Here is a 25,267-nt window from a genome sequence, read left to right as displayed (position 1 = left end):
AGGGATGAGAAAGAAGAAAGATATAATTCTTGAAAATATTAAGCTGTTTGGGGCAGGGGCAAAAGGTGTTGCCATAGGAAAAACCGAAGAGGGGAAAACCGTTTTGGTTTCCGGGGCGGTTCCCGGTGATGTAGTGAATGCCAGGGTTAAAAAATCCAAATCCAAATACTATGAAGCCGAAACGGTAGAAATTTTGGAGAAGTCACCATTCAGAGTAGATCCTAAATGTATTCACTTTGGAACCTGTGGAGGATGCAAGTGGCAGAATATGAGCTATGAAAAACAGCTTGATTTCAAACAGGAAGAAGTATACAATAATATTAAAAGAATCGGAGGAATTGATGATTTCGAAACCCTTCCGATTTTAGGTGCTGAAGAGCAGTATTTCTACAGAAATAAAATGGAGTTTTCCTTTTCCAACGCGAGATGGCTTACCCAATATGAAATAAGCTCTGAGGAAAATTTTGGCAGTAAGGATGCTCTGGGTTTCCATATTCCCGGAATGTGGAGCAAGATCCTGGATCTTAAAGAATGTTTCCTGCAGGAAGATCCGTCCAATGCGATCCGTCTGGCTGTTAAAAAGTTTGGAGTAGACAACGGGCTGGACTTCTTTGACGTAAGAAACCAGGAAGGATTTTTGAGAACCCTGATGATGAGACAGAACTCCAAAGGTGAGTGGATGGTATTATTCCAGCTTTACAGAGAAGAAAAAGAAAACAGGGAAAGGCTTTTCCAATTCTTACTTGAACAGTTTTCACAGATCAAAACACTCGTGTACGCCATCAATCCTAAGCAGAACGATTCCATATACGATCTGGATATCAATATTTACTTCGGTGAAGGTTTCCTGATGGAAGAAATGGACGGACTAAAATTTAAAATAGGTCCTAAATCATTCTTTCAGACCAATTATAAGCAGGCATTGGAGCTTTACAGAAAGACATTAGAGTTTGCAGATTTAAAGGGGGATGAAGTGGTTTATGATCTTTATACGGGAACGGGAACAATTGCTCAATATGTGGCAAGGAATGCCAGGCAGGTAATCGGGATAGAATCTGTACAGGAAGCCATAGATGCTGCTATTGAGCATGCCGAATTAAATGGTCTTACCAATACGACATTCTATTGTGGAGACATGAAAAATGTCTTTAACGATGAATTCATGGAAAATCATCCGAAAGCAGATGTTTTGATTACCGATCCGCCAAGAGACGGGATGCACCAGAAAGTGGTAGAACAGATCCTGAAGCTTGCCCCAGAAAAAGTAGTATATGTAAGCTGTAATTCAGCAACGCAGGCAAGAGATCTGGCTTTAATGAAAGAACATTATACACTGGTAAAAATCCTCCCGGTAGATATGTTCCCGCAGACCCATCACGTTGAAAACATCGCATTGCTTGTTAAAAAATAAAATTATTTAAATTTGACTCTCAAATCTTAATATGAAGTATTTTAAATTTCTCATCATGATCTGTTTTGTAGGGATGCTTTTTTCCTGCGGCGGAGATGACGATATCTGCGAAAGTGGAGAGGGAACACCAAGAATGAAAGTGGCATTCAAGGATGTAGTGTCTGGAAAACCCAAAACTTTAGATTCATTGTATGTCGCTGTAGATTATGGCTCCGGTAAAGTGCAGCTTGGAAAAACGGAGAAAACAGATTCCAGGCTTATCCCGTTAAGAGTTGATGATTCACCTTATACAGATGTTTATTTCAGACTTGCAGATAAAGGAGTAGAATCTCACGTGCGGATTAATTATACGACGAAGGCGATCTATGTTTCTCCCGGATGTGGAATTAAGAAAACATATGAGAATTTGAATTCAGAATTAATACAACCCAATCCTGTACAGAAAATTGAAGCAGGACAAAACCAAATAGAGAATGAAGACAAGACTAATCTTTTCCTTATTTTTTAGCATCCTGTCAGTAGCCGGGTTTGCCCAGGAAAAAAAAGAAACCGGCGAAGCTAAAAAAGTGCAGGAAAAATATAAGCCGAACTTTATGGTAGGTTTTGATATCCTGAATGCGGGTGTTTCTTTTTTTTCAGACAGGATTCTTTATCAGGGTTTTATTTCATCTAAGGTGAAAGGAAACATTCATGCTGTTGCAGAAGCCGGTTTTGAGAAAAATGTATATCAAAAAAATGGCTACGATGCAAAAGCAAGCGGTCCTTTTGTAAAGGTGGGTGCATTTTATATGCTGGCAAAAGACCTCGAAAATGAATTCAACGGTTTTTATGCCGGTGGTAAGATAGGAGGGGCATTTTACAATCAGGAATATATGGCAGTTCCGGTTCGTGGCTTTGGGGGCAGTGGTTCATCTGTGGCATTTCCGTCTTCATCACAAACTTCAGCCTGGGTGGAAGGAACTTTGGGAGGAAGAGTGCAGCTCTTTGAATCCAATTTTTATATTGATGTCAACCTCCAGCCAAGATATTTAGTATATACGTCCAAACAGGATGATATTACCCCAATGATAGTTCCCGGATTTGGAAAAAGCTCATCCAAATTCAACATGGGTTTTGCATGGAATATTGCTTATAAGTTTTAAAACAGTTTGTTTTCAATAAAAGCAGAATAATATTTATTATACTGTATAAAATAAACGGTAACTATAATTAATCCTCAGATTTTTCTGAGGATTAATTTTTTATAATAATACTTTGAATGGGTTGTATTGTGGTGATTATTTATTATTGTTTATGATTTAATGATTTTATTTTAATGGAAATATTATATTTGTAAAATTAATCTAATATCTCAATAATTATGAAGAAAATTTTTACTTCAATATTTTCTCTCTGTATGTTTGCTGCTGCTACTGCCCAGTGGACGCCCTCTACGGGACGGTCTGGAGAAGTAATACAGCGGTCAGATGTTAAAGAATATTATGCTCTCGATATTTCTTTATTAAGATCACAGCTTGCCGGAGCTCAGGAGATGGGGCAGAATGCAAAACCTATTGCCATTTCGCTTCCTACTTTAGACGGTAAAATTGAAAGATTTAATGTTTATAGCTTTCCTGTTATTGCTAAAAACCTTGCCGATCAGTATCAGCTGGGATCCTATGTAGGGGTGGGAATTGATGATCCTTCCAAGTATTTAAGATTTTCACTGGCTCCCAATGATTTTCAGTCCATGATTATTAAAGATGGGGTATACCAGTTCATTGAACCTCAGAATGCCTCTAAAACCATTTATGGAGTGCACGGAAAAACAAAACCTTCGGGCTCCCAGGGCTTCCTGTGTTCCATGGATGAAGATGTTCTTTCTAAAAAGGAGATTGCCCAACTTTACAATACCAATAAATCCTTTGCCAATAATAATACGGATTTTTCTAAATCTTCAGATAAAAAGTACAGAACTCTAAGGCTTGCCCTTTCCGTAACCGGAGAATATACTGCTTACTTCGGAGGTACCCAGGCAGGAGCCCTTACCGCTATGAATGCTACACTTTCAAGGGTAAACGGAGTTTTTGAAAAAGACATGGGGATACACCTTAATATGGTCAACTATCCTACACTGGTCTACATGGATGCTGCTACAGATCCATATTCTCCTGCTTCCCAGATGGGGAACTGGAATGTTCAGCTTCAGCAAACCCTTACCAGTGTTGTAGGGAACGAAAATTATGACATAGGACACCTTTTCGGAAGAAGCGGAGGTGGAGGAAATGCAGGATGTATAGGATGTATCTGTGTAAATCCTGCAACACCAACGGCTAAAGCTAAAGGTTCAGGATACACTTCACCGGCCAATGCTATTCCGCAGGGAGATACATTTGATATCGACTACGTAGCGCACGAAATGGGACACCAGCTGGGAGCCAACCATACTTTCTCTCATAATCTTGAAGGTGCAGGAGTTAATATGGAACCAGGATCAGGATCCACTATTATGGGATATGCAGGGATTACCAATGCTGATGTTCAGAATAACTCCGATCCTTATTTTCATGTCGTAAGCATCCTTCAGGTTCAGAATAACCTTGTTGCTAAAACCTGTGATGTTGAAACTTCGGTTACCAATAATCCTCCTGTAATTGCTGCATTAAATGATTATGCCATTCCGAAAGGGACAGCATTTGCCCTTACAGGAAATGCTATTGATCCGGAGGGAAATCCTATGACCTTTACGTGGGAGCAGTTTGATAATGCTGGTGTTCCGGTTACTTCTGTTAATGGAGATACAGGAGTAGGTCCGCTGTTTAGATCTATACTTCCGTCTACTTCACCTACAAGATATTTCCCTAAACTAGGTACCGTTTTAGCAGGGAATCTTTCCTCTGCAGCAGACTGGGAAACGGTATCCAACAGAGCAAGATCTTCAAGCTTTGTATTTACAGCAAGAGATAACAGCCCGATTGTAAATGAGCAGCAAACCAATTCAGGACTTCAGAATATCAATGTAGGAAACGAGGGACCTTTTAAAGTGACTTCAACGACTGTTTATAATAATACAGCAGGTGCTGTTACCTGGGATGTTGTGAACACCAACAGCGGTATATACAATACACCCAATGTAAAAATAGATTACACTGCAGATAACGGATTGACATGGGTAGTACTTTCGCCATCCACACCGAATGACGGAGCGGAAGCCTTTACATTTTCTTCCCTTCCTAACGGAACGAATATAAAGATCAGGGTAAGTGCCGTAGGTAATGTTTTCTATGCAATAGGAAATGCTACAGTAGCTGCTTCAACAGCAACTTGTTCTTCTGCAGCCACTACAGGAGTTGCCGCTTCAGGATTAACAATTTCTTCAGGAAATATTACCTGGGCACCGGTTCAGGGAGCTACTTATACTCTAAGATACAGAAAAACAGGAACTACAAACTGGACTACGGTAAATGTTCCAACCAATTCTTATTATATTTCAGGACTTGACGATACTACTCAGTACGAAGTACAGGTTGCCAATATATGCGGAAGCACTGTAGGAACCTATTCTGCAAGTACCAACTTCAGTACATTGCCTTATGCATACTGTACCAATGCTACAGGAAGCTCCGATGATGAATATATTTCAAACGTATCTGTAACTCCGGTTGGAATGACAGCGGTGTCCAATACCAGTGCAGCTTCCACTTATACAGATTATACATCAGACCTTTCAAAATTAATTACCCTTAGACAAGGAAGTTCAGGTAATGCCATCAGTGTTACAAAGGCATGGACTGCCAGCCAGTATAACGAAGGAGTAACTGCCTGGATAGATTTCAACAGGGATGGTAACTTCACAGATTCTGAAATCATCTTCACCAGCCCGTCAAACGTGGTAACTCCTGTTTCAGGAACCTTCTCCGTACCAGCTAATGCATATACAGACAAAAAAGTGATCATGAGAGTGGTAATGGCTTACGAAGATCAGCCTGAAAACGGATGTAATGGGTTTGCTTATGGTGAAATTGAAGATTATCCTGTTCAGATTCAGCTTGCACTGGGTACAAGTGATGTCAGCAATCCAAATAATGACATCCAGATTTATCCTAACCCGGTAGTTGATATTCTGAATGTGACCAAAGTGTCAGATAAAGCAGTCTATAAAATTTACAATACTGCCGGTCAGCTGGTAGGAAACGGAAATATTAATGATGGAAAGATCAATGTTTCCTCTCTTGTAAAAGGCGGATATGTGATCACGATAGATGAAAAAGATAAAGATCAGTTCAGATCTAAATTCATCAAAAAATAATCCTAATTAAGACAGTATAAAGTCCTCAGGTCCTCCTGAGGATTTTGTATTTTTATACACAGAATGTATTATTATTGTGAAATTTTTACAAAAAAATATTTGAATGAATATATTAATAGTGAAAAAATTATTAGATTTGTGTAATTATTAAAATATTAGCGTATGAATTAAAAAACTACTTTTTTCAATACAGATAATCTGTAAAACAGATGCTCCAAACGTACTTGAGCATCATCAAATAAGAAATACTATACCTTATTACTATTGTTATTATAACTAAATTTTTAAAATATGAGTGGATTTTTACTCTGTAAAATGAGCCGGCCCTTTAGGGTGCTCATAACATTGCTTTGTATGGTCTTCGGGCTGTTTTCACAGGCACAAACAGTTACCATTGGTACAGGTACAAGTACTCAAAGATATCCTTTGAGTGTGTACTATGGGTATCAAAGAGATGCATCACTTTATACTGCAGCAGAAATTAATATGCCTGCTGGAGGAAGTGTACTGTCAGTAGCGTGGAATGCCACAACAGCTACGAGTGCTACTGCTCCGGTAAAGGTTTATTTAAAAACTGTTCCGGCAGCAACAAACACTATTGCATCGCAAGACTGGCCAACAACCAAGGCCGGTGCTAGTTTAGTGTATACCGGAACGATCAATAATATAACGACAGGTTGGAACACCATCACCCTGCAAACGCCTTATTATTACAACGGGACAGAAAACCTGATGGTGTTGGTAGAAACAGACTATGGAGGTACCGGAACCGGAAGTACTTCAGGAAGTGCTTTTACATACTCTAGTGCTACTTCAAGACATATGTATATAGAGGTGGATAATACTGCCCCTACTACCAATACAGGAACTGTTAACTCCAACAGGCCCAATGTTCAATTCACCTTTGGAGCGGCTCCTTCGTGTATACCGCCTTCAGGATTAACTTTAGGAACTGTGACAACAACAAGTGCGGCAATCAGCTGGACTGCTCCTTCTTCCGTACCGGCAGGAGGATATGATGTTTACTACAGTACATCCGCAACAGCTCCTACATCTGCAACTCTACCTTCACAAACCATTACAACCGGGACAAGTACAACACTTTCTCCATTGACAGCCAATACGGCTTATTATGTATGGGTAAGATCAAGATGCAGCGGAACGGATCAGAGTACCTGGATCGGACCTTTGAATATATTTACAGGATATTGTACACCTACAGGAGGTTCCAGTTCAACTTCATATTATCTGAAAACTGTTAATACGACAGGGGGAATCACGAATATCAACTATACGGCTAATTCCTATACGGCTTATGTTAACAGTGCCTCTCCGGTTATTACCGCTTTACCTAGTAACACGGTAACAATGAACCTGAATTCCGGAACAAGTACTTACTATTATTATGTTTGGGTTGACTGGAATAATAATATGAGCTTTAATGATCCGGGTGAAACAATTCTGGCAACTCCCAACTATGTTACAAACGGAACGGCATCAATTGTCATTCCAGCGTCACAGGCACCGGGTAATTACAGGGTAAGAACGGCAACATCGTTTATAGGAACTGTAAATTCATGCGGATCTGCACCTTATGGTAACTATGTAGACTTTACATTAACAGTTATGGCATTGCAGCCATGTACTACCGCACCTCCGAGTAATATTACAGTTTCCAACGTTACCCCAACTACAGCTCTTGTAAGTTGGCTGCCTTCAACAGGGGCTACTTATGTACTGAGATATAAAGCTGTAAGTGCCGCAACATGGACCTCAGTAAATATTACAACTCCTCTTGCGAGTAATTATACAATAAACAACCTTACAGAACAGACCCAATACGAAGTGCAGATTGCTACAATCTGTGGTGGAACCCAGGGACCATTCTCTCCAAGCACCACATTTACGACTCCTGCTATTTCTTATTGTACTTCTGGTTCTACAAGCAGCACTATTGACGGCTATATCAGTAAAGTTGTTGTAACGCCGAATGCTGCCATCCCAATGACCAGCACTTCAGATTTCAGTAATTATACAGATTATACCACAGATCCTGCAAGACTTGTTACTCTGGTAAGAGGTTTAGGAGCGAATACTATTACTGTCGAAAAAACATGGCCGGGAACTCAATGGTCTTTCGGAACAGGTGTATGGATTGACTTTAACAGGAATGGAGTTTTTGAAGCATCCGAACAGGTATTGAACTCACCAAGTAATACAACCACTCCTGTGACTGCTACCTTCACTGTACCAAACGTTGCCGGAGGAGTTTACACAGGAAACCTTACCACCCGTATGCGTGTAGCGTTGAGAGAAAGTGCTACGGCTGCTCCTTGTGGAACTTTCACATGGGGTGAAGTAGAAGACTATGCTGTGAAACTTATTGACCAGCCAGCCTGTACTACAGCACCACCTACAAATATTACTGTTACCAACCTTACTGCTTCTACAGCGACGGTTTATTGGATGGCTGCAGCAAATGCTACTTATACGATCAGATGGAAACTGGCCAGTGCACCAACTTTCACAATTCCACCTGTGACTTTGGCACCGGGAGTAAACAACTATACTATTCCTGGACTTGCTGAGCAGACTAAATATGATGTACAGGTTTCTACTACATGTGGAACTTCTACAGGACCATATTCTACAACAGTACAGTTTACAACACCACCGCTTACCTATTGTCCGATGACAGGTACCGGAACTAACGACCACATTTCAAATGTAACTGTTACTTCTTCCAACCCTGGAGTGCCGGTGATGAGCAATACTACTGTACAGAATAACTATACAAGCTATACTACACCTCAAACATTAATCACTCTTGATGCAGGTTCTGCGAATAATAAGATCTCTGTAGCAAAAGGATGGACGGGTGCAACAAGTAATGATGCAGTGTCAGTTTGGATTGATTATAATAGAAACGGTGTTTTTGAAACATCAGAACAAATTATAAACTCTCCGGCAAACACAACAACTCCTATTACTGCAACCTTCTCTGTTCCGGGAGCTGCTTATACAGGTCCGCTTACCACTACAATGAGAGTTGTTCTTAAACGTACAAGTGCTCCGGTAATGTGTCAGAATGCGGTAAACGGTGAAGTTGAAGACTATGCGGTAAGAATCAGACCTTGTAGCAACGCAACACCAAACCAGCCTACGATTACAGCTACTCATAATACAGCTACTCTTACATTAACAGGTTCGGCAACTAACGTAACTTATCTTGTAAGATACAGAGTTCAGGCAACTCCTCCGGGAGCGTGGACAGAAGTATATGCTTCAACATTATTAAATAACCTTCCATTGGTATTGACCGGTTTAACTCCGGCTACCATCTATGAAGTTCAGGTGGCTACTGTTTGTGGAGATGTTGCTGGTACATTTACTGCGATCAAGACATTTGTAACAAGATGTGATCCTACACCTCCAAATGTTACGGTAAGTAATATCACTACAAATTCCGCACTGATTACATGGGCACCGCTTTCAGCAAGCTCAACATATACACTGGAATGGAGAAAAGTAGGAGCAGCTACATGGACACAGGTTCCTAACATTGCACCTCCTGCCAATACCTATTTATTAACAAACTTAGACCCATATACAAAATATGAAGTAAGAGTGGCTAATAAATGTGTTGGAGAAACTACTCTTAACCCATATTCTAACCCGAAAGTATTTACTACGGAAAGAACATGTGAACTTCCTCCTCCGGGATTAACGATAACTCAGATTAATCCTACATGGGCTGAAGTTACTTGGGAAGGTTTCCCTGGGGCTACTTACATCCTTCGATACAGAAAAGTAGGTATTCCAAGCTGGACAAATGTTCCATTAACAACGAATACGTACACTATAACAGGATTATTGGAAGAAACGAAATATGAAATGCAGGTGGTGAATGTTTGTAATGGTACCCCAGGTACATATACACCTCCATACTATTTCACAACACCTACAGTAGTTTATTGCCAGATGGCTTCTCAAAATGCTGTTAACGAACATATCTCCAAAGTTACGGTAGTTCCAAACGGAAGACCTAAGATGGAGAATGAGTCGGGACCTTCCAGCTATACAAACTATACAGGAGTACCTGATACATTTATTGAAATGGTTCAGGGATCTACAGGAAACCAGATTACAATTGAGAAGAAATGGAACGGAACCAACCATGATGAAGGTATCGCGGTATGGATCGATTTCAACAGAAACGGATATTTTGATCTTGATGAAAGAGTATTCACATCACCTCCAAATACTACAACTCCTGTTACAGGAACATTCAATGTACCTGTAGACGCTTACGTAAGCATGACGAACTACAAATATGTAGTAATGAGAGTGGCAATGATGAGAGACGGAATTCCTGTGAACTGTACCAATTTTGCCAACGGGGAAGTAGAAGATTATTCTGTAAGAATCTCTAAACCGGGAGTGCCGAATTCTCTTAATCAGACGGATATCATGATTTACCCTAACCCGGTAAGTACAGTATTGTATGTGAAAAATATCAGCAAGAAAGCTAAATATAAGATCTACAATTCTGCAGGACAGGTTATCGGTGACGGTATTCTGCTTAATAACCAGGTTAACGTCGCTAAATTGATCAGCGGTATTTATGTAATAGATATCGAAGACAATGGAGTAACAGTTCAGAAGAAATTTATTAAAGAATAATATTAAATTTCAAATATAAGTAAGCCCTCAGTGATGAGGGCTTTTTTATTGTTGGGTCTTGTATTTTTGATTTTAGTATATCTTAATTAACTGACAAAATAGTTGGTGATTTGTGTTTGTTTATGGTTAGAATATTATCGGAAATTCTTTTAAATAATAGCTGATGATAAAGATTATCTTTCAGATTTCAGCTTTCAGCTTTTGGATTAATTCGTAAATAATCTGAGTTCGGGATAAGAAAACAATGGTTAAATTGTAATTTGAAAATTAGACAAATGTATTTTATAAAAAATGAATTTATTACTTTTTATTTAGATTCATTTTTCTATTCATTTATTGTGGTGTATATAATATCCATATCCAAACGCAGAATATTACAAAGCCATTTTGTCATTGGTATTATAAGATTTTATCTAAAAACTCCATAATAGCTAAAAATAAAGTAAGCATAAAATCAATCATAATATTAGCTTTAATAATCTAACCTAGTCCCTTGTTTTTCCCACATAGATTTATAAACAGAGTCTGTATTTAGAAGTTCGTTGTGGTTTCCTTTTTCAATAATTTGTCCTTCTTTCATTACAAGAATGGTATCTGCATTGGCAATAGTGCTTAAACGATGGGCGATAACAATCATAGTTTTGCCTTGATTTCTAAATTCCTGTAACGTATTTTGGATCACGATCTCCGATTCTGTATCCAAAGAAGAAGTTGCTTCGTCCAATATTAAAATTTCAGGATTTTTATATAAAGCTCTGGCAATGGCTATTCTCTGTTTCTGACCGCCGGAAAGCAACGCTCCGTTTTCACCTAGATACGTTTGAAAACCGTTGGGTAATTTTTCAACAAAATTTAATATTCCCAAATTTTTGGTGATGTTTAAAATCCTTTGTATATCCGGAAAATCCTCTCCTAAAGCTATATTTTCAATAATATTTCCTGAGAATAAGTCTATCTGCTGTGGAACTACGGAAACTAAATTTCTTAAAGAATAGTTAGATATATAATTAATATCATAATCTCCGATCATAATTTTACCTGCTTTAAGCGAATACAGATTTTGAATTAACGAAGCTAAAGTAGTTTTTCCGCTTCCACTTTCTCCAACAATAGCTGTAGTTTCTCCTTTTTTTATAAGACAATTAAAGCTAGCAAACACCTCCGCTCTGCTTCCATAACTAAAACTCACATCTTTAAATTGTATATCTCCAATATTTTTTTTTGTAAGGTCTAGCTTTTCTGTATTTTCTTCACGTTCCAAATCCATAATTTCAAAAAGACGGTCAGCAGCAATTAATGCATTCTGAATAGTTTTATTCATTCCGATTAATTGGGATACAGGACTTGTAAAATATCCTATCAGAGCATAAAAAGACAACAATTCTCCAGGGGTGATTACCCTGTCAATTACATATCCGGAGCCAACCCAAAGCAATACAATAGTGAAAATTCTTGATAGGAATTCAGAGGAATTTCCTGAAAATAAAGCGTTCATTACCGAAGCATAGATCGTTTTAAGAAGATTTGAGAAAGCATTATCTGTTTTATTATTGGCAAACGTTTCTACTCCAAATTGTTTAATGGTTTTTACAGAAGTAATTGATTCTACCAAATGGGATTCCAGTTCAGCGCTTTCTTCCATCAACTTTCGTTCTGCTTTTTTATTCAATTTATTGGTAATCCAATAGACTAAAAAATAAAATGGAATGACCAATGCCGTAATCAGAGCCAGTTTCCAGTAATATGTAAACATTAAAGCAAATGAGAAGATGATAATAAAAATATTGACAAAAATCTGTATCGAAACATCATTGATAAATGTTCTTATTTTAACGGCATCATTTACCCTTGAAATTATCTCACCAACTTTCATCGTATCAAAAAACCGTTGAGGTAACTTTAACAGATGTTTGTAGTAACCGAGAATGAGGTGCTTATCCATTTTTTGCCCGGTCTGCAATACCAAAACGCTTTTCATCGCGCCGATAAAAATCTGGAAAAGCAGAATAACAATCATTCCTACTGACAGCAGATTAAGAAGACGCTTATTTCCGTCTATTAAAACATAATCTGTGATTTTTTCTATATAAATTGAAGTCGATAATCCTAAAATAGTATAAACCAGGGCTCCTAATAATGCCTGAATTAAAATGCTTTTGTGTGGCCGGACTAAGTTCCAGAATCTTTTATAGAGGCTTGTTTTTTCATCCCTTTGCTCAAAATATTCATTGGGTTCCATGAGAATAAGAACCCCAGTCCATATTCTTGAAAAATCTTCTGTTTTGTAATCTTCCAGTTTTCCTCGTGCAGGATCCATTACCGTGATTTTGTCTTTTGCAACTTTGTAAATGACTACATAGTGGTGCATGTGTCCATTAACAATAATGTGTGCGATAGCAGGTAACGGAAGCTCCGGCAAAGCATCAATACCGCCTTTTACTCCCTTTGCATTGAAACCCATTTGTTCCAGCCCCTGTATTAAACCTAAAACATTGGTACCTCTTGTATCGGTATGGCAGATCTGCCTGATTTTGGCAATAGGCATTTTTAATCCGTAATGTGTTGTAACAGAAGCAAGACATGCAGCACCGCAGTCTTTTATATCATGCTGTTTTACAAGTATGTTTTTTTTCATTATTTTAGTTTCGGATTGAACCAATCATCTATTCTGTCGAATAATAGTTGCCACAATGTGCGGTCTATTAAATGAAAACGAGCCGTAAAACTCATTCCCTTTCCAATATTTCCTTTATATCCGTTTTTTAGTTGCAAATGGTTTTTATCCATTTTACAGAGAACTCTGAAGAAAGCTTCTCCGGTTTGTTCATTAATTTTAATGTTCTGATCAATTTCAGCTACTTTTCCTTCCAGTAGTCCCCACTGGTTGTAATTATAAGTGTCGATTTGGTATTTTACATTTTGTCCTTTGTGGATAAAACCTATATCTTTTGGGGAAACCAAACATTCAGCAATTAAAGAGACTTCCGGAGATATTTCTCCTATATTCTGACCTTGTGTAAGAAAATTGTTTTTCTGTATTCCGGAGAAATTAACAAGTCTTCCGGAAACTGGTGCAGTAATAATATAATTTTTCTGCTCCTGATTAATACGTTGTACTTCTGAGCCCAGAGAACGAATTTGTCTTTCCGTTTCTCTTTTTTGTGTTTGCCATTGAGCAATTTGTTGTTCTCTTATACCAGCAATCTGATTTTTAAGACCTTGCAAATTATAGAAGAATTTATCGTATTCTGCTTTTGGAACTACCCCTTGATTATACAATGTTGAAGCTCTGTCAAAATCTTTCTGCGCTAAAGATAATTGTGTTTGTACCTGTGCAACTTTCTCCTGCATAGCAGATAATTCTCTTTGATATTGCCCGGTTTGCAATCCTGAAGCATGTCCTTTTGTAAGTTTATTTAGATCCTGTAATTGTGCTGAATAATCTGAACTTTGACTGGTTTGTAGATTTTTCTGGGTGTCTAATTGTTCTGCTGTTACGATGAATAACGTATCACCTTGCTTTATTTCCTGATTATTTTTTTCTAATTTGCTATAAATTATTCTTCCTGAAACAATGGCAGAGATTTTAGTATTCTCCTGTACAGATCGTATCACCCCTCTTGATGAAGAGGAAATCGGGATTTTAATGATCGGTAAAGTGCATATGAGTGTAATTATAAGAATTAAAATTCCTATATAAATTGATTTTTTAAACATTGAGAAAATGATTTTACATTACAAATAGAAATCCGTAAAGATTAAATAATGCATGGAAGAAAACCGTTAAAATAAAACTGTATTTATGAGTATGCTTATAATAATAAACATAAAGATTATTTAAAATTAATCCTCCGAAAAATGTCATAACAATATATAACCAATTATAATAATGCATCGATGAAAAAATTACACTCATAGTAATTATACAAATTATGTTATTCTTGATACCTATCCATTTGGTTAAGACTAAATACGGAAGATATTGAAATGCAAAAGTTTCTATAAAAGGAGCAATGAATATTGCAATGAAGTTTAGTTCATTTTTTGAAATATTTTGATTTTTATCTTGATTTACATCAAAGTGCAAATAGATATCATTAATATAATTAAAAAAATATCCATTAATTACTGCGAGAGCAAATGAAATTAAAAAGAAAATAAATAGTTTTTTCATAAATAATAATTGCTACCTTATTATAAGGTAGCAATTTTTAGTAATTAATATTATTAATTATAGCCGCCTCTTGGTCCTCCAACAGGATGTGAAGCGATTGTATCCGCAGCAGCTACCAGTACATTAGCAGCTGCATGAGCACCAGCTCCAATTGCATAGGCAACATCATACCAAAAACCATCCCCTCCATTAATTGATGATAGTTCAGCGTTTGTAAGTGTTTCTAAATTTTTCATATTCTATTTTTTTTATTTTAATAAGTTAAAGAAATTAATGACCTGCACTAGCATAATAGCCTGCTAATGAAACCTGATGTACATATTCATGTGCTAAAGCCCCAACTGCATAAGCCACATCATACCAAAAACCGTCTCCTCCGTTTATCATTAAAAGTTCTTCGTTTGTCAGTATTTGAATATTTGTCATAATTTAAATTTTAAGTTAATTATTTTGGTGGATTATAATTTCCGTTCCATCCATCGGAAAGTCCGCTTTTAATTTCATTCCAGTTCTCAATTACCTGTTCCGCCAGCCAAAGCCAACCACCATTACCACCACCGTTAACTAATATAGTTTCATGAGCTTCGAGCTCTACTAAGTTTAATTTTGCTAAATTCATTGTAAATTAATTTTAATTGTTATTTATTAAGGATTTAAAGGTGGTGTACCTGTATAGATAACATTACCCAGAATATTAATTGTTTGCGGTTCCCCAGTTCCCGAGCCACCTTCGATTGTTATTAGCTCTTTTGTTGTTAAAAATGTTAATTTCATTTTTTTAATTTTAAAGTTGAATCTTTTTTTGTCATATAAACCCTGACATGGGCTTTTGCTGATCAGCTTACTATTTTTTATACTGTACACATATAAAAAAGGGTATTTGTGTTCTTACCTGGAGCAAACTTACGTAAGAACCTGGAGCAAAAAAAGGAGATGAATCTTAGATTTATAAATCTAAAGCCATAGATTTATAAATGGGGAAAGTTGTAAATTATTGAAAAGAAGTAAGTTAATTATGATTGTGAATTGTTAGATTTTTCAATTTCTTTAATATAGACAGAAAGCGTAATTCCGGTTTTTTTCTTAAAAGCCAGAGAAAAAGACTGCTCATTATTATAGCCCAGCTCTTCAGCAATGGCCAATAATTTATATGAACGGAATTTTTTATCCTTTATCAGCCTGTTAAGGGCATAATCTATACGAAGGTCATTAAGATAAGTTGCAAAGTTTTTGCCTTTCTGAGTATTGATAACTTCTGATAAATACGTAGTATTGGTTTTAATACTTTTTGCTAAACTTGCGGATGTAATTCCTTTCTTTAAAAAAAGCTCTTTACTTTCAAAAATTTCAAGCTCTTTTAAGATAAATTGAGTTATATCTTCTGGAGTAGTTTTAACTATCTTATCCTCTGTTTCTATTTCAGTTTGTTCAATTGCAGGAGAAGGGATGATGATGGGTTCTGTTTCCTGAGTTTTAAAGCTTTTCATCTCAATGGAATTGATCAGGTCCTGAGCAATTTTCCTGTGCTGTCTCTCTCTCTTTTTAGACCTGAAGTACAAAAAAGTAAGCAATACAAGAACTATTGATAGAAAACCAATAGATATATTCAGAATCATTTTTCTGTTTTGCAAATCATTAATGATACTTTCTTTTTCCTGTAAAAGATTAGGAGTATCATATTTTTTAGGAAGCTCTGTAGATAAATATTTGAATTGTTCGTCAAGTTTTTTATCTACTTTTAAAAATCTTTCAATATAATAAAGCTGCTTCTCTTTATCATTTTTCTCTTTATAATAATCTATGAGATAGGTATATGCTTCCCGGATTTCAGGGAAGGAAGTGAAGTTTGTTTTCTGTAAATTAGCATCTAATGTGATGAAATTTTGTACCGCTTTTTCCTTATTTTTCAATCCTGCATAAGATTTACCGATATAGAATAATGTATAGTTCGCCGTGTTATCATTGACGCTGGAAAAATAATGGTATGCTTTTGATAGCTCAGCTATGGCATCTTTATATTTTTTCTGTTTAAGCTTTGCTCTCCCGGATAGATATAAGTATTGGTTAATGCCATATTTATTCTTGTGTACAAACTGAGAATTTAGTCCTTCTTGAATTAAAACGTCAGCAGAATCAAGCTTATTAATTTCAATATAGCAGTTTATAAGGCTTACGCGCATTTGATTATGGTCTAATTCAGAATTTTTTACATTATATAGATAGTGTCTGAATGTTTTTGCTGCGTCTTCATTTTTGCCCATATAGCAATTGAGGTAGGCAATATTAATATTAGTAGCATCAATCAGCGCTTGATTATTTTGGATTTTGGCATATTTTAATCCTAAAATATAATTATTTAAAGAAGCTTTAAGATTATCATACTTATAATAAAGATTTCCTTTTAGCGTATATATCTTAGCCGCTGAAATACTTGTTTGTTTGTTTTTTGAAAGTACTGATAAACTGTCTAAATATTTTAAAGCATTTGGAAAATTTTCATTAAGATGAATAAGGATATAGCCCTCGGCTATTTCTCCATTATTTTTTTCTTTTTTTGCTTTTTGCATGTAATATTTCGCAATACTTTTGGATTCAATAGTTTTGCCATTATCATAATAAGTATAAAATTTATCTTTTAGATCCTTAAAACTAAATGTCTTTAAACTGTCAATAGATTTTTCCTGTGAGTAAAGTAAATTACTAAATAGTATAATTAAAAAAAGGTAAGCAGCTTTCTTCATTTTGTAAATAAACTACAAAAATATGATTTTCATAATTAAAACTTCATATATAATTGAAATGAATCGATAGAGTTTAAATTGATCAATATCAATGATTTATATTTGTATATTAAACATGGATTTATAAATCTATAGATACAATTATACCTAATTTTATGAAAAATCACTTTCTTTGTCGTAATTAATCAAAAAATTATCAAATAAATGAAAAAGCAAAATCAAGACAAAAAATTGTCATTGAAGAAAGTACAGGTGATGAAACTTAGTAATATGAAAAAAATAAATGGCGGTTCTGGATTTCAGCTGGATCTTTATGATGATCAGGATCCAACAACACCTCCAATACAGCAGATGCCAAGCGCTAAATGTAATGGATAGGGGCCTCTATTTTATATATGATTTTCAACTATATTGGACATTAATAAATCGTATATGAATTTATCCTTTTTACAAATAAATATCTAAAATATAAATTTGAAAAGAGATTTATATACTGTACAAGAAATAAATTAAGAAATTTAAACAGGCTCTAAGCAAGAATGAAAAGATTAATATTTATCATTATTAGTAAATTTTGTATACTCAATATAAGTGCCCAAAAAATAAATAAAGCTGTATCAAAGCCTACAACAGATCTATATTTTGATACTAAGATAGTGGATGAGTATAGAAATCTGGAAGATTTAGAAAATCCTCAAACGATCAATTGGATGAAGTCACAGACAGCTTATGCAAATTCTGTTCTTAATCTAATTCCTAAAAGGAACTATTATATAGAAAAAAGGTTAGAGTTTGATAAAAGGCGAGGCTATTCTGTATCTGAATTGAAAATAACTAATAATGATAAATATTTTTATCTAAAAAGAAATGCTAATGAAAAAATAGCAAAACTATATTATAGAGAAAGAGACTCAGGAAAAGAAGAATTACTTTATGATCCTGCCAATTATAAAAATTCAGAAGCGGATCATGAATTTATAATCAATTATATTAGTCCTAGCTGGGATGGTAGTAAAATTGCTGTTTCAATAGTAGAGAAAGGAGTAGAACTTTCAGATGTAATTATCATCGATGTGAAAAAAAAACAGGTTTATCCTGAATTTATTGCCAATACAGCACCTGCTACTTTGGATGGGATAAAATGGTTAGATGATAATAGTGGTTTTTTTTATGTTGCTTTTTCAACAATTGATCCAAAATCTATAAATTTTTATAAAAATACCAAAACTGTTTTATATAAATTAGGAACAGATCCGAAAAAAATAATTGACGTTTTTTCTGCAAAAAATAATCCTGATTTAAAAATTACTGAAGACCAGTTTCCGATGATCTTAGGATCTAACATTGAGGATCAGTATTATAAAGGGATGTTGGTGGACTATCAATCGTTCAGAAAAACATTTATAATAAGTAAAAAAGATCTGTTAGCCGGCAAGAAAAATTGGAAGCCATTTTCTGAATCAAATGACAAAGCTAAAAATTTAGATTTTTGGAATGATAAAGTTATTTTTCAATCTTCCTATAATTCATCTCTTAATAAATTATGTAAAACCAGTATTGATCATCCAGATTTTAAAAATGCTGAAGTACTAATTCCAGAAAGAGAAGATGAAATTATAAAAGGGTATAAAATTACGAAAGATGGTATCTATTATACAACTACTAAAAATGGAGTAGAGGCTAAATTATATTTATACAGAAGCGGAAAAGATATTCCTATCCCACTTCCGTTTCCATCGGGAAATATTGACTTGGAATCTAAAGGACAAAGCTACCCGGATATCTGGGTAACATGTTCAGGATGGGCAAATGATGAGCAACGTTTTAGATATGATGCTAAAACCAGCACTTTCATACCGGAAAATCTTGTACCAATTGTGGAATACCCTGAATTCAAAGATATAATAGCAAAAGAGATAACCGTAAAAGCCAGAGATGGAGAAGAAATTCCATTATCTTTGATTTATAATAAAAACTTGGTTAAAAATGGTACATCTCCGTTGTTAATGGAAGCTTATGGCTCTTATGGAATAGTTGACAGCCCTGCTTTTGCTAAAAGTTATTTATTATGGGTAAATCAAGGAGGTGTAATGGCAATTGCCCATGTTAGAGGTGGTGGAGAAAAAGGAGAAAAATGGCGTTTGGGAGGGTATAAAGAAACAAAACCTAATACTTGGAGAGATTTAATAGACTGTTCGGAATACCTGATAGAAGAAAAATATACTTCAAAAGAGAAGATAGCGATTTGGGGAGGTAGTGCAGGAGGAATTGCGGTAGGTAGAGCAATGACCGAAAGACCAGATCTTTTTAAGGCTGTTATTGCAGAAGTAGGATCTCTGAATATGCTTAGAGAAGAGGTAACTTCTAATGGGCAGCCGCAAGAATTTGGAAGTGTAAAAGATCCAAAAGGATTTAAAGATTTATTAGAAATGGATGCTTACCATCACATTAAAAAAGGGGTGAAATATCCTGCGACTTTGATCACTGCAGGGATAAACGATCAGAGAGTTTCCCCATGGATGCCTACAAAATTTGCAGCAAAATTGATGGCAGATGATGCCTCGGACAATGATATATTACTAAAAATAGATTTTGAAGGAGGGCATGGTGCTAACATTCCTGTGGCCCAACAATATGCCGGCATAGGAGATATTTTTGCATTTGCCTTCTGGCAATTGGGACATCCTGATTACCAGCCAAAAGAAAACACAAAAAAATAGATGTCTCGTTTTCCTTACCAGTTTTTTAATGAGTATATTGTGCGTACTCCCTTATTTTCTTGCAAAAATTTTATAGAAAAATTTAATAAAAAAGAAATTTCAGATAGCGAATTAAAAGAAATTACAGGGAATTCTATTTTTAAGGAAGCCATATATTTAGCTTCACCATACTTATATGAGGAAGTGGCTAAATGGATGAATTCAGAAAAACAATTTTTATCAAAAGACGATCAAAAACTAAAGAACACGATATTAAAATACTATAGTCGAATGAGTACCCGTTGTACACCATTCGGCTTATTTTCTTGTGTTGGTTTAGGGGAATTTGGTGAAGAGATGATAAATAGGGGATATGCAAGTCATCAGGATCAGACAAAAGATGGACAGTTAGTTAGAGATACCAAATTAGACATGTATTTTCTTGTTTGTCTGGCTCAGTATTTTGTGCAATCGCCTGAAATAAGAAATAAATTGTTCTTATTTCCAAACAATAGTATTTACAGGATAGGAAACAAAATCCGTTATGTAGAATATCAGTATAACGGAGAGAAAAGAGATTATATTATTTCATCAGCACCCCTTTCATCAGAATTACAGCAAATACTTGAACTGTCAAAAGAAGGTAAAACACTACAACAGCTTGCAGAAACCCTCATTAATCATGAAATAACCCGGGAAGAATCTCTGGAATTTATCAATGAGCTAATAGATAATCAAGTTCTTGTAAGTGAATTAGAACCTAATGTATCTGGAAAAGATTTTTTAGACATCCTTATTTTTATTCTGGAAAAAATAGAGGCAGATAAAGAGTTGAATATTCTAATTTCTGTAAAGAATCAATTAACTAAATTGGATCAAAACATTGGAAATCCAATCTTAAAATATACTCAAACAGAAGAATTAATTAAATCTTTTGGTGCTGAATATGAAAAAAAATATCTTTTTCAGACCGATTTGTATTCGGAAAGCCCATTTGTTTTACCCAATCATTGGAAAAAAGAGGTAAAAAAAGGAGTTATCTTTTTAAATAAACTCAACCGGGTACAAAAAAATAATTACTTAGAAAAATTCAAAAAAGCATTTAACGAAAGATTTCAAACACAAGAAGTGTCCTTAGTGTATGTTCTAGATGCAGAAGTTGGAATTGGCTATAACCAAGATAATGCAGCAAAAGGGCTTCATCCCTATTTGGAAGATTTGCAGCTATCAACTTCCAAAAAAGATCAGGATTTGTATATTAAACTTAGTCCGGTTCATACAATTCTTAATGAAAAATTACAAAATGCTTTATTGGAAGATGGGTATAAAATAGAATTGTCAGACGACGATTTCAAAGATTTTGAAGAAAATCGGGATGATTTACCTGATACAATTTCTTTTTTAGCAGAGATTATTTCAGATAATGATCAGGAAAAACTATTCTTAAATACCAGTACAGGGAGCAGTGCAGCAAATCTGCTGGGAAGATTTTGTTCGGAAAGATCAGAGATGCAAGTCCTCTCAAAATCAATTGCAAAAAAAGAAGAGGAATTAAATCCTGATTATATTTTGGCAGAAATCGTTCATTTACCCGAAGCGAGAATTGGCAATGTGATCAGAAGGCCAACCTTAAGACAATATGAAATCCCTTATTTGTCTCAATCTGTATTACCAAAGGAAAAACAAATACTGGTAGATGATTTATATATTTCTTTGAAAAATGAGAGAATTGTTTTACGTTCCAAAAAGCTGAATAAAGAAATAAGACCTTGTTTAACAAGTGCCCATAATTATTCCGGTAATACCTTACCTGTGTATCACTTCCTCTCAGATCTTTACTCCCAGGATATACGGAAAGGATTATATTTTACATGGGGAGGATTAGAAGATATTTATAAATTTCTACCCAGAGTAGAGTATGGGAATATTATACTGTCAAAAGCCCAATGGAAAATAGCGGAAAAAGATATTCCTTCTTTTGATTTACAGGATAGAGAATATTTTCTGATCCAGCTTGAAGACTGGAGAATTAAGAGGAAAATTCCATCATGGATTCAATGGGTAAGTTTTGATAATACCTTAACAATGAATCTGGAAAATTATGATATGGCAAAGCTTTTTATCGAAACCATAAAACTAAAAAAATCAATCATTATTGAGGAGTTTCTATTTAACAGAAATGACGATTATAAACATGAATTTATCTTCCCAATGTATAAAAACAGGAAATAGGCTATGGTAAAAAGAAAATTTAGTCCTGGAACCGAATGGCTTTATCTGAAAATTTATACAGGTATCAAAACGGCAGATGGAATTTTGGAAGAGGCTATCCAACCTTTAGTAGAAAATTTTCAAAAGAACAATTATATTTCACAATGGTTTTTCATACGTTACCTTGATCCGAAACCTCATATCAGGATTAGATTCAGATTAAAGAATATTGAATATTACGGACCAGTGCTTGACAGAATAAACCAGACTTTGCTGGAATACCTTAATAGCGGTGAAATTTCGAATATTTTAATCGATACCTATAGCAGGGAAATTGAAAGATACGGAGAAAATACGATCGAGGATGCCGAACAGTTATTCTGTAAAAACAGTGAATTTACACTTCAGTGCTTAGATTATGATGATGAGGAGAAAATTATTATCACTCTTTTCTATATTGATGAAATACTAAATCAACTTAAAATCAATGTTCATGAAAAACTGGATTGGATAAAAAATTTTAATAATGCATTTAAAACAGAATTTAACGCGGATAAAAAACTAAACAGCCAATTGGATAAAAAATATAGAGAATTTAAGCCAAAATTTACAGAATTTGTCGTGTCTGAAGAATTTTCAGAAGAGAGAAATGTCATCCTTTCTAATATTGAAGAAAATGGTATTGTTTATCAGAATATTATGCATCATAATGAAAGTAAATCGTTAGGAATGTCTTTACAGCATTTTTTCCAGAGTATTTTTCATATGAATATCAACAGGCTTTTTGTTTCCAATCAAAGATTCTTTGAAATGATTATCTATGATTATTTATTGAGACACTACAAAACCTCTGTTTACCAAATGAATAAGGATGGATTAATAATATAAAATAAAAACCTCGTTAGAATTTCTCTAACGAGGTTTATTTTATTCAATATCGAAAATTACCTGTTCGGTTTGTTCCTTAAGATCCTCCAGGTTGGTATTGTTATAGATAATACAGTCAGCCAGTTTGATCTTGTCCTTTTCGGGCATTTGCTTTTCCATGACGGCTTCTACTTCACGGTAAGTCTTTCCGTCCCTGTCCATCACCCTTTTCGCTCTGATGTTATCCTCGGCTGTCACCAGAAGTGATTTATAACACTGTCTGTTCAGTTTTAATTCAAACAAGAGGGCTGTTTCTTTAAAGACTAAATATTTAGTCTGTTTTTTCAGCCATTCTTCAAAATCAACCCGTACGGCAGGATGAATGATCTCATTTAATTCATGCAGCTGCTCTTTATTATTGAAAACCTTTTCCGCAACAAATTTCCGGTCATAAAGACCATTGGAATCATAAGCTTCATCGCCCAGTAATTCTTTAATCTTTATCTTCAAATCTTCACTCTCGTTGACAATTGCTTTAGCCCTGTCATCGGAATAATAAACAGGAAACCCGAACTCCTCAATAAATCGGGCTACTGTGGTTTTTCCCGAGCCTATACCGCCGGTAAGTCCAATAACCTTGGGTGCTGGTTCCGGTTCTGCTTTCTGTGTTTCTGAATGTAACTCTTCCATAATCAAAAATTAATATCCAAAAACATCATTAAAACTGTGAATTTCGTCCAATCTCACTCCTTTTTCAGTCATCTTAAGGCTTGCCAGTTCATTATGGGCATCATGCTCAAAAAAGAGCAGATATTCATTATCTACACACTGTTTCAGGAACTTTGCTTTTTCCTCCATTGTCAGCAGGGGCCTTGTATCATATCCCATTACATAAACAGGGTTAATATGTCCTGCAGTAGGAATAAGATCCGCCGCAAAAACAATTGTTTTTTCCTGGTATTGGATTACCGGGAGCATTTGCTTTTCCGTATGTCCGTCTACAAAGATCACATCCATTTTCAGATCAGGGGCAAAACCATAATTTCCTGTAGTAGGAAGAGGTAAAAAGTTTAATTGCCCACTTTCCTGCATTGGAAGAATATTTTCTTTCAAAAAGCTGGCTTTTTCCCTGGCATTAGGTTCTGTAGCCCATTGCCAGTGGTTCTCATTGGTCCAGAACTGTGCATTTTTAAAAGCAGGTCTGTATCCCGTCCTGTCATCATTCCATTCAATAGCACCTCCGCAGTGGTCGAAATGAAGGTGGGTAAGGAAAACATCTGTGATATCCTCTCTTACGAAACCGAACTTCTTTAAATTTTTATCAAGACTGTCATCCCCCCAAAGCGAATAATGTCCGAAGAATTTGTCATCTTGTTTATTACCGAGACCGCAGTCTACAAGGATCAGTTTTTTGCCGTCTTCTATAAGCAGGGAACGCGTTCCCAGTTCAATCAGGTTTTTTTCGTCTGCAGGATTGGTTTTTTCCCACAGACTCTTTGGGACGACTCCAAACATGGCTCCGCCGTCCAGTTTAAATTTTCCACATTGTATTGGATATAACTTCATATATATTTTGATTATTATTTCTTTATTAATTTCATTTTCTCAGCAATTTTTCTTCCATTTTCATCCGAATGTTCAAGTTCTGAGATAATGTTCTGATAATCATTTTCTTTTCTGTTCTGGGAAAGCTTCTGCTTGATAAATATTTCTGTTGGAATTATTTTCAGCCCGAAAGCTCCCTTCATTTCCTTTTCCACAAATTCTCTTCCCATATCTTTTACCATGACAGGACATTTCTGGAATTTTTCATATTTGGAAGTTAACTTCTCCAGATGTCGGTAAAGTTCATCGTGGCTCATAAGCTGTACCTTTCCATGAATCTGAACTGCTTCATAGTTCCATGTTGAAACATTCATATGATCATACCAGCTGCTTGAAATATAAGTGTGGGCTCCCAGGAAGTCACACAATACTTCATCACCGTCTTTTAAGGTTTTTGCCTGAGGATTTGCTCTGGAAATATGGGTTTCCACATGCATATTTTCAGGGTCATCCTCATTGAGCATCATCATGGAGTGGGTTGCTCTTATTTTTTCATTCGAAGAAATAAGTAAGGCAAAAGCATTCTCTCTGATGATTTCTCTCATTAGATCGTAATCTTCGCTTCTGTATAATTTTGGAATAAACATA

At 35.4% G+C, this 25,267-nt stretch carries 20 protein-coding genes; 9 read left to right on the top strand and 11 right to left on the bottom strand.

The annotated features are described in order from the left end of the window. Positions 1-4 precede the first annotated feature (4 nt). From rlmD to ACM40_RS10545, 5 genes are all read left to right on the top strand, one after another. Positions 5-1,411, top strand: a complete 1,407-nt coding sequence (rlmD, locus tag ACM40_RS10565) for a 23S rRNA (uracil(1939)-C(5))-methyltransferase RlmD (RefSeq protein WP_048502733.1) — start codon at positions 5-7, stop codon at positions 1,409-1,411. A 31-nt stretch (positions 1,412-1,442) separates the two neighbouring features. Continuing rightward, on the top strand, positions 1,443-1,919 hold the full coding sequence (locus ACM40_RS10560) for a DUF6452 family protein (protein WP_048502732.1): 477 nt from the start codon (positions 1,443-1,445) through the stop codon (positions 1,917-1,919). Beyond that, entirely contained in the window at positions 1,885-2,553 is a 669-nt protein-coding gene (locus ACM40_RS10555; protein ID WP_048502731.1) for a DUF6048 family protein, read from the top strand. Before ACM40_RS10560 ends, ACM40_RS10555 begins: the two co-directional genes overlap by 35 nt. Before the next feature lie 218 nt (positions 2,554-2,771). Then, a complete protein-coding gene (locus ACM40_RS10550) occupies positions 2,772-5,699 on the top strand; it encodes a reprolysin-like metallopeptidase (protein ID WP_048502730.1) in 2,928 nt (975 codons plus the stop codon). Positions 5,700-5,990: 291 nt separating this feature from the next. After that, positions 5,991-10,382, top strand: coding sequence for a GEVED domain-containing protein (locus tag ACM40_RS10545; RefSeq protein ID WP_083996828.1), 4,392 nt, complete (start codon positions 5,991-5,993; stop codon positions 10,380-10,382). Positions 10,383-10,854: 472 nt separating this feature from the next. Here ACM40_RS10545 and ACM40_RS10540 read toward each other — a convergent pair whose 3' ends face one another. The 8 genes from ACM40_RS10540 to ACM40_RS10515 form a co-directional block, all read right to left on the bottom strand. After that, on the bottom strand, positions 10,855-13,017 hold the full coding sequence (locus ACM40_RS10540) for a peptidase domain-containing ABC transporter (protein WP_048502728.1): 2,163 nt from the start codon (positions 13,015-13,017) through the stop codon (positions 10,855-10,857). After that, complete coding sequence (locus ACM40_RS10535) at positions 13,017-14,099, bottom strand: HlyD family secretion protein (protein ID WP_048502727.1); 1,083 nt, start codon at positions 14,097-14,099, stop codon at positions 13,017-13,019. Before ACM40_RS10535 ends, ACM40_RS10540 begins: the two co-directional genes overlap by 1 nt. 13 nt (positions 14,100-14,112) lie before the next feature. Then, positions 14,113-14,556 (bottom strand): CPBP family intramembrane glutamic endopeptidase, encoded by a 444-nt coding sequence (locus tag ACM40_RS20905; RefSeq protein ID WP_048502726.1) that lies wholly within the window; start codon positions 14,554-14,556, stop codon positions 14,113-14,115. Between the two features lie 53 nt (positions 14,557-14,609). Next, positions 14,610-14,792 carry a bacteriocin gene (locus ACM40_RS10525; protein WP_048502725.1) on the bottom strand — a complete coding sequence of 61 codons (183 nt, stop codon included), beginning with the start codon at positions 14,790-14,792 and terminating at the stop codon, positions 14,610-14,612. Positions 14,793-14,826: 34 nt separating this feature from the next. Next, a complete protein-coding gene (locus ACM40_RS20580; protein ID WP_165579304.1) occupies positions 14,827-14,982 on the bottom strand; it encodes a hypothetical protein in 156 nt (51 codons plus the stop codon). A gap of 19 nt (positions 14,983-15,001) precedes the next feature. After that, entirely contained in the window at positions 15,002-15,175 is a 174-nt protein-coding gene (locus ACM40_RS20575) for a hypothetical protein (RefSeq protein WP_165579303.1), read from the bottom strand. A 26-nt stretch (positions 15,176-15,201) separates the two neighbouring features. After that, positions 15,202-15,330 (bottom strand): hypothetical protein, encoded by a 129-nt coding sequence (locus ACM40_RS20840; RefSeq protein WP_262483715.1) that lies wholly within the window; start codon positions 15,328-15,330, stop codon positions 15,202-15,204. 239 nt (positions 15,331-15,569) lie between these two features. After that, positions 15,570-17,123, bottom strand: a complete 1,554-nt coding sequence (locus ACM40_RS10515; protein ID WP_165579302.1) for a helix-turn-helix domain-containing protein — start codon at positions 17,121-17,123, stop codon at positions 15,570-15,572. A 378-nt stretch (positions 17,124-17,501) separates the two neighbouring features. Between ACM40_RS10515 and ACM40_RS20570 the strand changes: the two genes are divergently transcribed. From ACM40_RS20570 to ACM40_RS10500, 4 genes are all read left to right on the top strand, one after another. After that, the gene (locus tag ACM40_RS20570; RefSeq protein ID WP_165579301.1) at positions 17,502-17,675 is read left to right on the top strand and encodes a hypothetical protein; all 174 of its coding nucleotides are present in this window, start codon (positions 17,502-17,504) and stop codon (positions 17,673-17,675) included. A 161-nt stretch (positions 17,676-17,836) separates the two neighbouring features. Continuing rightward, positions 17,837-20,017: a prolyl oligopeptidase family serine peptidase gene (locus ACM40_RS10510; protein WP_048502722.1), complete on the top strand. Its 2,181-nt coding sequence runs from the start codon at positions 17,837-17,839 to the stop codon at positions 20,015-20,017. Continuing rightward, entirely contained in the window at positions 20,018-22,228 is a 2,211-nt protein-coding gene (locus ACM40_RS10505; RefSeq protein ID WP_048502721.1) for a lantibiotic dehydratase family protein, read from the top strand. Between the two features lie 3 nt (positions 22,229-22,231). Then, positions 22,232-23,095 carry a thiopeptide-type bacteriocin biosynthesis protein gene (locus tag ACM40_RS10500; RefSeq protein WP_048502720.1) on the top strand — a complete coding sequence of 288 codons (864 nt, stop codon included), beginning with the start codon at positions 22,232-22,234 and terminating at the stop codon, positions 23,093-23,095. A 39-nt stretch (positions 23,096-23,134) separates the two neighbouring features. Here ACM40_RS10500 and coaE read toward each other — a convergent pair whose 3' ends face one another. From coaE to ACM40_RS10485, 3 genes are read right to left on the bottom strand one after another with little or no spacing between them, the layout of a single operon-like run. Beyond that, positions 23,135-23,764: a dephospho-CoA kinase gene (gene coaE / locus ACM40_RS10495; protein ID WP_048502719.1), complete on the bottom strand. Its 630-nt coding sequence runs from the start codon at positions 23,762-23,764 to the stop codon at positions 23,135-23,137. Positions 23,765-23,773: 9 nt separating this feature from the next. Beyond that, the gene (locus ACM40_RS10490; RefSeq protein WP_048502718.1) at positions 23,774-24,640 is read right to left on the bottom strand and encodes an MBL fold metallo-hydrolase; all 867 of its coding nucleotides are present in this window, start codon (positions 24,638-24,640) and stop codon (positions 23,774-23,776) included. A 14-nt stretch (positions 24,641-24,654) separates the two neighbouring features. Beyond that, positions 24,655-25,266 carry an FMN-binding negative transcriptional regulator gene (locus tag ACM40_RS10485; protein WP_048502717.1) on the bottom strand — a complete coding sequence of 204 codons (612 nt, stop codon included), beginning with the start codon at positions 25,264-25,266 and terminating at the stop codon, positions 24,655-24,657. Between the last annotated feature and the right edge of the window lies 1 nt (position 25,267).

This window comes from Chryseobacterium sp. BLS98 (genome assembly GCF_001045445.1).
Taxonomy (GTDB): Bacteria; Bacteroidota; Bacteroidia; order Flavobacteriales; family Weeksellaceae; genus Chryseobacterium.
This window is presented reverse-complemented; position numbering and strand designations above follow the sequence as displayed.